9 protein-coding genes are annotated in these 7,902 nt (G+C 37.2%); 5 read left to right on the forward strand and 4 right to left on the reverse strand.

Going from position 1 to position 7,902, the window contains the following annotated elements; all coding sequences use genetic code 11:
* Nucleotides 1–8: 8 nt before the first annotated feature.
* Nucleotides 9–515, reverse strand: coding sequence for a hypothetical protein (locus AC06OU_RS10645; RefSeq protein ID WP_475855683.1), 507 nt, complete (start codon nt 513–515; stop codon nt 9–11).
* A gap of 256 nt (nt 516–771) precedes the next feature.
* Here AC06OU_RS10645 and AC06OU_RS10650 point away from each other — a divergent pair, with 256 nt between their 5' ends.
* Entirely contained in the window at nt 772–1,047 is a 276-nt protein-coding gene (locus tag AC06OU_RS10650; RefSeq protein WP_475855685.1) for a hypothetical protein, read from the forward strand.
* Between the two features lie 86 nt (nt 1,048–1,133).
* Here the strand turns inward: AC06OU_RS10650 and AC06OU_RS10655 are convergent, their stop codons facing one another.
* The 3 genes from AC06OU_RS10655 to AC06OU_RS10665 form a co-directional block, all read right to left on the reverse strand.
* The gene (locus AC06OU_RS10655) at nt 1,134–2,696 is read right to left on the reverse strand and encodes an ABC-F family ATP-binding cassette domain-containing protein (RefSeq protein ID WP_342560207.1); all 1,563 of its coding nucleotides are present in this window, start codon (nt 2,694–2,696) and stop codon (nt 1,134–1,136) included.
* A gap of 179 nt (nt 2,697–2,875) precedes the next feature.
* Complete coding sequence (locus tag AC06OU_RS10660; protein WP_169360851.1) at nt 2,876–3,058, reverse strand: SE1832 family protein; 183 nt, start codon at nt 3,056–3,058, stop codon at nt 2,876–2,878.
* Between the two features lie 47 nt (nt 3,059–3,105).
* Nucleotides 3,106–4,110: a hypothetical protein gene (locus tag AC06OU_RS10665; RefSeq protein ID WP_475855687.1), complete on the reverse strand. Its 1,005-nt coding sequence runs from the start codon at nt 4,108–4,110 to the stop codon at nt 3,106–3,108.
* 110 nt (nt 4,111–4,220) lie between these two features.
* Between AC06OU_RS10665 and AC06OU_RS10670 the strand changes: the two genes are divergently transcribed.
* From AC06OU_RS10670 to AC06OU_RS10685, 4 genes are all read left to right on the forward strand, one after another.
* The gene (locus tag AC06OU_RS10670) at nt 4,221–4,979 is read left to right on the forward strand and encodes an oxidoreductase (protein WP_475855689.1); all 759 of its coding nucleotides are present in this window, start codon (nt 4,221–4,223) and stop codon (nt 4,977–4,979) included.
* A gap of 203 nt (nt 4,980–5,182) precedes the next feature.
* On the forward strand, nt 5,183–5,749 hold the full coding sequence (locus AC06OU_RS10675; protein WP_342560210.1) for an NADPH-dependent FMN reductase: 567 nt from the start codon (nt 5,183–5,185) through the stop codon (nt 5,747–5,749).
* Nucleotides 5,750–5,996: 247 nt separating this feature from the next.
* Complete coding sequence (locus tag AC06OU_RS10680) at nt 5,997–6,515, forward strand: sigma-70 family RNA polymerase sigma factor (protein ID WP_475855690.1); 519 nt, start codon at nt 5,997–5,999, stop codon at nt 6,513–6,515.
* Complete coding sequence (locus AC06OU_RS10685) at nt 6,508–7,824, forward strand: DUF4179 domain-containing protein (RefSeq protein WP_475855691.1); 1,317 nt, start codon at nt 6,508–6,510, stop codon at nt 7,822–7,824. The genes AC06OU_RS10680 and AC06OU_RS10685 overlap by 8 nt, the downstream gene beginning before the upstream one ends.
* The last annotated feature ends 78 nt before the right edge of the window (nt 7,825–7,902 follow it).

The following is a 7,902-nucleotide window of genomic DNA, read 5'->3' on the forward strand; positions in this document are numbered from 1 at the left end:
TTTTTTAATTAGTCTTTGTTAGTAGATTGGGAAGTATGAACATTTAGCTCAACGGGATAATTTCTTGCCTCAACTTTAATTCTTGATATTACCTCTTCTTCATTAAGCTCAGTAGGTCCAACGCTATAGCGCAGCTGATCGATGAGCTCACTTACTTCATACCACTCCATCAAATCGTCCGGATAATCTAAATCAGATGCAATAATCCGATACATCATGTAAGCTAAATCAAATATCGCAGAATGACTATTAGCCTCTAGTATTTTAGCTGCTAAATAACCTAAATAATCTCTTGTACATGTTTCAAGGGTTGGTGCTTGTATTGATAACTCTTGTAAAGCCCTTTTGAAATAAACTTCCACTTCGAAAATACTCTCATTATATGAGATGGAAGAAAGTATATTTACGGATGTTGATGATATATCGTTTGCTAATAAGTTATGGGACCAATTCACATAGTCCTTAGTGGTCACAGTTCTTTTTTGTATTTTATAAAATAGAGCATTGGTTTTCACTGTATTAATCTCCTTAAATAATCTCTTTTATAACTTTATACACGATGAACAAAAAATTTTCTATGCAATATGCTATAGAAATAGCTGTTAGTGTTCTGCTTTGAGATATGCTATTATTGTAAAAAAATAGAGGGGTAAGACACTATGAATTATATAATCCAATTGTTCAGCTACATGCCGAGCTTGTAGGGTGCGCTATTGCCATATTCCTTGAAGCACCTTGCAAGCTCGGGTTTCTCAAGGGAGCTGATACAATATGAAAAATCGTTCGAAAGCTTACACTCGCCATCAGCGAGAGCGAGCCATTCAAAAAAAGATAGGAATCGTAAGAAACGTTTTTAATTGGGACGACAACGGAGTAAAATATACGCCCGTAAGAGGTAAGTTTAACAAAGGCAAGGTTCATTGTTCTTGTCGAATGTGCCGTTATGAGCAATATCATGGGATTCCAAAAGCCAAATATCAAACAAAATGGCATGCTATGAAAATGGAGATAGACTTAGAGTTAACTGTTGATACGGGAGATAGCTAAGGCCTCCAGTAAAAAGCAATATGCCAAAAAGCTGATCGCGATTACTTATCACGATCAGCTTTTTTTATGTTATTCAGGTAAAGATCTTACTCTTCAATGATTTCTTTCCCTTTAGAGAACCATTCTTCTACATTCCAAACCTTTGTCGCTAGGCCCTCATAAAATTCAGGCTCATGGCTGACAAGAACAATTGTGCCTTTGAATTCCTTCATCGCACGTTTTAACTCTTCTTTTGCATGAATATCTAAATGGTTAGTTGGCTCATCGAAAATTAGCCAATTACTTTCTTCCATCATTAGCTTACATAAACGAACTTTCGCTTGCTCACCACCACTTAAACTGGAAAGGGGGCGGGTAATGTGTTCACTTTTAAGTCCAGTACGTGCCAATGCTGCTCGTACCTGGCTTTGCTCCATACTAGGATATGTTTCCCACACAGACTCAATTGGTGTAATGTTGCCAGCTTTTACTTCCTGTTCAAAGTAAGAAGGGAATAAGAAATCTCCGCGAATCACTTTGCCACCAATTGGAGGGATTTTACCTAGCATTGTTTTTAGCAAAGTAGATTTACCAATTCCGTTCATCCCAACAAGAGCAATCTTTTCCCCACGCTCAATCGTAAACGTTAAAGGGGGAAGAAGTGCCTTGTCGTAACCGATCTCTAAATGCTCTGCTTCAATTACATAACGCCCAGAGCTACGAGACTCCTTAAAGCCGAACTCTGGCTTCGCTGCAGTTTCCGGACGGTCAATACGCTCAATGCGATCCAATTGTTTTTGGCGAGATTTAGCTCGTCCAGTTGTAGAGTAGCGTGCTTTGTTTTTAGCAATGAATTCCTCTTGTTTTTTTATGAAATCCTGTTGTTTTTCATAAGCATCAAGATGCTGTCTTTTATTTAGCTCCGCAAGCTCTAAGAATTTTTCATAGGAAGCAGTGTAGCGTGTAAGCTTCGAAAATTCTAAATGGAAGATGACATCTACAATTCCATTCATGAATTCTGTATCATGAGATATTAATAAGAAAGCATGTGGATAGTTTTTAAGATAGTTAGATAACCAATTTACATGCTCTTCATCTAAATAGTTAGTAGGCTCATCTAGTAAAAGTACTTTTGGCTTTTCCAATAAAAGCTTGGCAAGTAAAACCTTTGTACGCTGACCACCGGATAATGCCTCTACTGGACGGTCTAGTCCGATTGCATCTAGACCAAGTCCTCTAGCAACCTCTTCGATCTTCATATCTAGTGAATAGAAGTCTCCAGCATCTAATGCATCTTGAATTTCTGCCATTTGTTCAAGTAACACTTCAAGCTCTTCAGGTGTAGCATCACCCATTTTTCCAATAATCTCGTTAAGCTCTTCTTCCTTTTTATAAAGAGGTAAGAAAGCATCACGAAGTGTATCGAACATGGAACGGCCTGGCTGTAAGCGTGTATGCTGATCTAAATATCCATAATGAGTACCTGGAAGCCATTCTACTCGACCCTCGTCATATATAATCTCTCCCGTTAAAATGCTCATCAATGTTGATTTTCCAACACCATTTGCCCCAACTAGTCCTACGTGTTCGCCCTCAACTAAGCGAAATGAAACCTCTTTAAATAATGTGCGATCACCGAATGTATGTCCCAAATTTACTACGTTTAACATATGATTTTTTCCTCCAAAAAGAAAGCTCGCAAAACTGATAAAACGATTATTTTCTCTGTATCTTTGCTTAAAAAAGCATCGCAAAGATGACAGACGGGGCAGTTAACATACTCCAACCCTACCAAAGGACGGGTTTCCATACGTCTCTTTCCCCTATCTGCAAACAGAAAAAATACGTTTTACAGTTCAGCGAGCTGTTTGTTTAGTTTAGCAAGGTCTTCTTCCATTTGTGCTAGTCTACGCTCAGCATTCTCGACTTGAGTAGGATGTCCATTTGATTCAAGCTTTTCCATGTCACCTTGTAATCGAATATAGTCCATTTTTAACTCAGCAATTTGTGTCTGCAGCTGTTGTTTTGTCATGAATGTTCACCTTCAGCTTTTTGCTTCATTGTAGCACAAAAATTAACTTAATGCGCAATTTCTTCTTCCTCTTTTTTGGAGACTATCAATTGTTCTATGAGTTCCACTACATCTGTAAGGTGATTGCTAAAATCTAGTTGCTTTTGTTTATATTTGTAGGCATTTTTGCGATTCTCGTGAAGAATGATTTCCATTATTGCATTTTGCAAGTAGGATTGTTTTATCTTTCTTCCAAGTCCCAGATTTGTAAAACCATGCTTTTCAGTAGGAAAACCGTAGTTAACCTCTTCCTCATGCGCACATAGGATGATGCAAGGTACCTGGAATTGTGAAACTAAATAAGGCACATATGATCCCGAGCTAATCACGATATCGCTTAATGGAATATAAATTTCCGGTTCATTCGTTTTAATAATGCCGATAGATTTCCTTGTGAGAGCGAAACGTTTTAGCTCCGTTACATCATGCTTATATTGATCATTCACAAGTACACTGATACGCAATGGAATATGGAGCTGTACTAGATGCCGAAGTGTTCGGTACGTTAAGTTTTCGGGATCCTCATGTGGAAAAGCGACAACTATATGCGGAGGCAAGTCCGGCATGTTATTATTTTTATAAACGATCTTGTGTACAGGAATGTAGCCAGTTGGCCCATATACATAATTCTCCTTGGAAACTTCTTTAGGAGTTTCATAGAGTGCCTGAAAGACAATATCAGCGAGTAATCCGCCATCTCCATGATCATCAAAATGAACCAGGCATCGGTTATCCTTTTTTAATCTTTTAATAAGATCTTTTTCAGAATTACCACTATCATGAATGATACAATCCGGCTGGAAGGAGTCCATCTCTGCTACTAATTGAGCATTTGTTTTATACAAGAAAGGTTTAATCTGCTTTTTTTCTAAGTAGTAAATGAGGCTTGTATTAGAAGAAGGAACAAAAACTTTATTTTCCTTCATCTTCATTGCAGAAAGAAGGCTATTTGCACGATCGGCAGGATACAATCCACGATGAGGCAGCGTGTTTAATAAATAAGCAAGTTTCAAATTTCATCATCTTCCTTTCAGACATATTCCTTCTATTGTATGGGGACGGGCAGGGGGATATGACAATTTGGCTAGGAAAGTGATTCCTACATTTAAAAGGAGGTATAAAAGTGACTAAAAGAACAGCTATAGTAGTTGGAGCGACGGGCTTTACAGGTCAATTTTTAGTGAAGCAGCTCTGTGAGAGTGATGAATATACAGCAATTTCAATTATTGCTAGAAGGAAACCCGATTTTAATCATCCAAAGCTTGACGTAAGAGTAAAGGATTTTGAGCAACTGGAGGAAAAGGATCTAGATATTGCAGATGACTTGTTTTGTTGTTTAGGGACTACGATAAAAAAAGCTAAGTCGAAAGAAAATTTTCAAAAAGTGGATTTTGAGTACCCTCTACAAATTGCTTCCCTAGCAAAAAAGAGAGGTATACCTAATTTTCATGTTATTTCTGCAGTTGGTTCAAACAAAAAGTCTCCTTTTTTCTATAGTCAGGTAAAGGGCAAACTAGAGGAAGAGTTAATAGCGCTAAACATGCCGAGTCTCTCCATATTTAAGCCATCTCTAATAATCGGTGGGAGAGAGGAATTTAGATTAGGCGAACGTCTATCCGAAGGTTTATTTAAAGTGTTAAACCCAGTGCTGACGGGTCCCTTTAAAAAGATGAGGGCAGTCGAAGGACGCCAGCTCGCCTTTGCTATGTATCATTACGCCGTTCATGGTCAGAAGAATAAGGTGAATATTTATCAAAACATAGATATTTTAAAGGCTAAACAAATCGAAGTGAAGGAAGAGCAGCCTATTTCTAGAGAAGAGCTTTTTAATTGGGAGAAAAGAGAAGGTATTTTTGTAGATAAGGAAAAAAAGGATAAGTAAGAAAGATGCTATTGTCGTTCATGCAAGAAGTGCATATACTGCATTAAACTAGGTAATCCCGTATTTAAAGGGATAAAACTGGGTGTAGCCCAGAACGGAGCTATTTCAGTCAAAAGGATGAACTTCATCAAACAGGAACTTTTCTACTAAAATGGAGCTATTTTTTTGATATAATAAGAACGAAAAAAGGAGGTTCTGTTAAGGTGAAAATTCTATTGGTGGACGGAACAATTATCGGAACAAAAACAGGTGTATTATTAGAACAAGTGAAAGAATATATAGAAGAAATCAATAAAGACTATACATTGGAAATCATCAAGCTTTCTAATTATGAGCATCAATTTGTGGACGGGCGACCATTTCAACAATATAACGATGACATGAAGCTATTGGTTAGTAAATTTGATCAAGCAGACGGGTTTATTTTTGCGACGCCTATTTTTCAAGGATCTATTCCAGGCGTATTAAAAAATACCTTCGACTTCTTGCATCCAAAATCTATGCGTTACAAGCCGGTTTCAATCGTAGCCAACGGAGGTACATTCCAGCATCATCTAGTGGTAGAAAACCAGTTAAAGCCAATTCTAGATTATTTTAAATGCTTAGTTACTCCAAACTACGTGTACACGCAAACGAGTCACTTTGATGAAAACAATAAAATCATTGATAAAGATGTTCATGCTCGATTAAAGGAGCTTGCACGCGTGTTTGTTCTTTATGCAGACATGAGCCACAGCCTAACAAAAGAGGCAACGATTCGTATAAATTAATTGCTTTCCCTAGACTCTAGTAATCGGAAAGACTGACATTAGACTGTAAACAATTTTGTAAGTTGTTTATAGTCTTTTTTGTTTACTTCTGGTTAAATCACAAAGTTCCGTGGAGGTCTCCTGCTCTCCAATCAAGTTTAATCAGAGGTGCTTTTTATAAAATTTACTAAAAAAAATAATAATTCACTGAACCATTTCTCTACTCGGGTGTCTAATGTATAGAAGAAAGCTAAAAAGGGGTGTCGATGTGGAAGAGTTAGAAATTGCAAAAAAAGCTATACAAAGAGATGAGCAGGCTTTTTTGCAATTAATGCAGGAGCATAAAGCTGCTCTTTACCGAACGGCATATGCATTTCTGAAAAGTGAGCATGAGGCAGTGGAGGCAATGCAGGAGATCACCTTTCGTGCCTATCAAAAAATACATACAGTAAAGGAACCAAAATATATAAAAACATGGTTAATCAGAATTATGATCAATTACTGTCAGACTCAGCTAAAGAAAAACAAACGATTTATATCTACTGATGCCCTTCAAGTGCAAGGATATGACGAGAACAGCTCTTATTTGGAAATAGAGGAAGCAATTTTGTCTCTGTCAGAGAAAGAACAGCAGCTTATTTATATGAAGTACTATCAAGAATCTAAGATTAAGGAAATTGCAGTATTAGAGAATATTCCTGAGGGAACAGTAAAGTCTCGGCTTCATAAAGCACTCAAATCATTAAGGAGTTTTTTATCGGAGAAAGGGGGAGCAGACCATGTTTGAAAAAGAGGAAGAAATGATAAGCAAATCGAAGAAACGATTAGAGGAAATGTCTCTTCCTGAAGAATCAGTAAACCATGCGATTCAACATGGTCTGTTAAAAGCAAAAGCAAAAAGGCGCAACCGTAGAAAAACAATATGGACTATTGGAGTGGCAGTTATCCTCATGCTTACTTTTACAACTTCTATACGGGTTTCTCCTACATTTGCAACTGCAGTAGCCTCTATTCCCGGGCTGGAACGATTTGTCAAAATACTTCAGCCAGAGTTTGATAAAGGTTTAGAAGCCATCCTTGATCAGGAATATTATGAGCCAGTTGGTATTAGTCAAACGGAGAATAATATTACTTTCACGTTAGATGGTGTAATTATAGACGAAACGGGTGCAGAGATTTTTTATACGCTAGAAGCACCCTACTCTATAAAAAATATCGATTATGGTGATATAAAATTCTTCAATGGTGATAAAGAATTGGTAAGCTCTATTGGTTACAATTCTCCCAACCAAGAAGAAGAGAATCGGAAATTAGACAAATTTAGTTTTACCTTTAGTGACATAGAGAAATTTAAAACGAAAGATTTTAAAATTAAATTTGAAATAATGGAAGGAAGAGACAAGACAACAGCCTTTGAAGTTCCATTTACAATTAAAAATGATTTAATGAGCGGGAAAGAATATAAGTTAAATAAAGAAGTAATAATAGATGGTCAAAAGATTTTCATAGAAGAAGTAAACATTTATCCTCTTCGAGTAGCACTTAACATTCACTTTGATGAAAAGAATACGATGGAAATACTTCAATTTGAGGATATTCGGTTGGAGGATGAAAAAGGAGAGGTATGGAGCTCTATACGAAATGGCTCCTCCGGCTTTGGAGGAGTTGGGGATTTAGAGAAAACGTACTTTCTACAAAGTAACTATTTTAAAGAGCCAAAGGAGCTATATTTAAAATTTGATAAGGTGCAGGCGCTTCCGAAAGAGGAAAGCTATCTGTTAATAGACTTCGATAAAAAAGAAATATTAGAACAACCATCCTTTGGAAAAATAGAAATTACGAAGATTTTACCGGGGGGTCTAGAGGTTAGGTATAAACCTATGAGAGAAAACCATACCTATTACTTGTTTTCCGGAGGAGTCAATGCCAATGGGGAGGATGTTGATTTACCCTCTCAGTCAAGCTGGCAGGGACAGGATGGAGAATATAATTATCAAAATCTCCAATTAGAAGGGAACATGATCAACCCAGTAAAACTACCCTTCTATGCATACCCGAACTATTTAAAGGGTTCAGCATCCATCAGGATAAAGTGATAATTACTAGGCTGTCCCCCCGGAAAGCGTCCACCATAGCGGAAAACAACAGTGGCATATGACTAAATTTTAAGGAGT

It is taken from the genome of Psychrobacillus sp. (assembly GCF_056205495.1).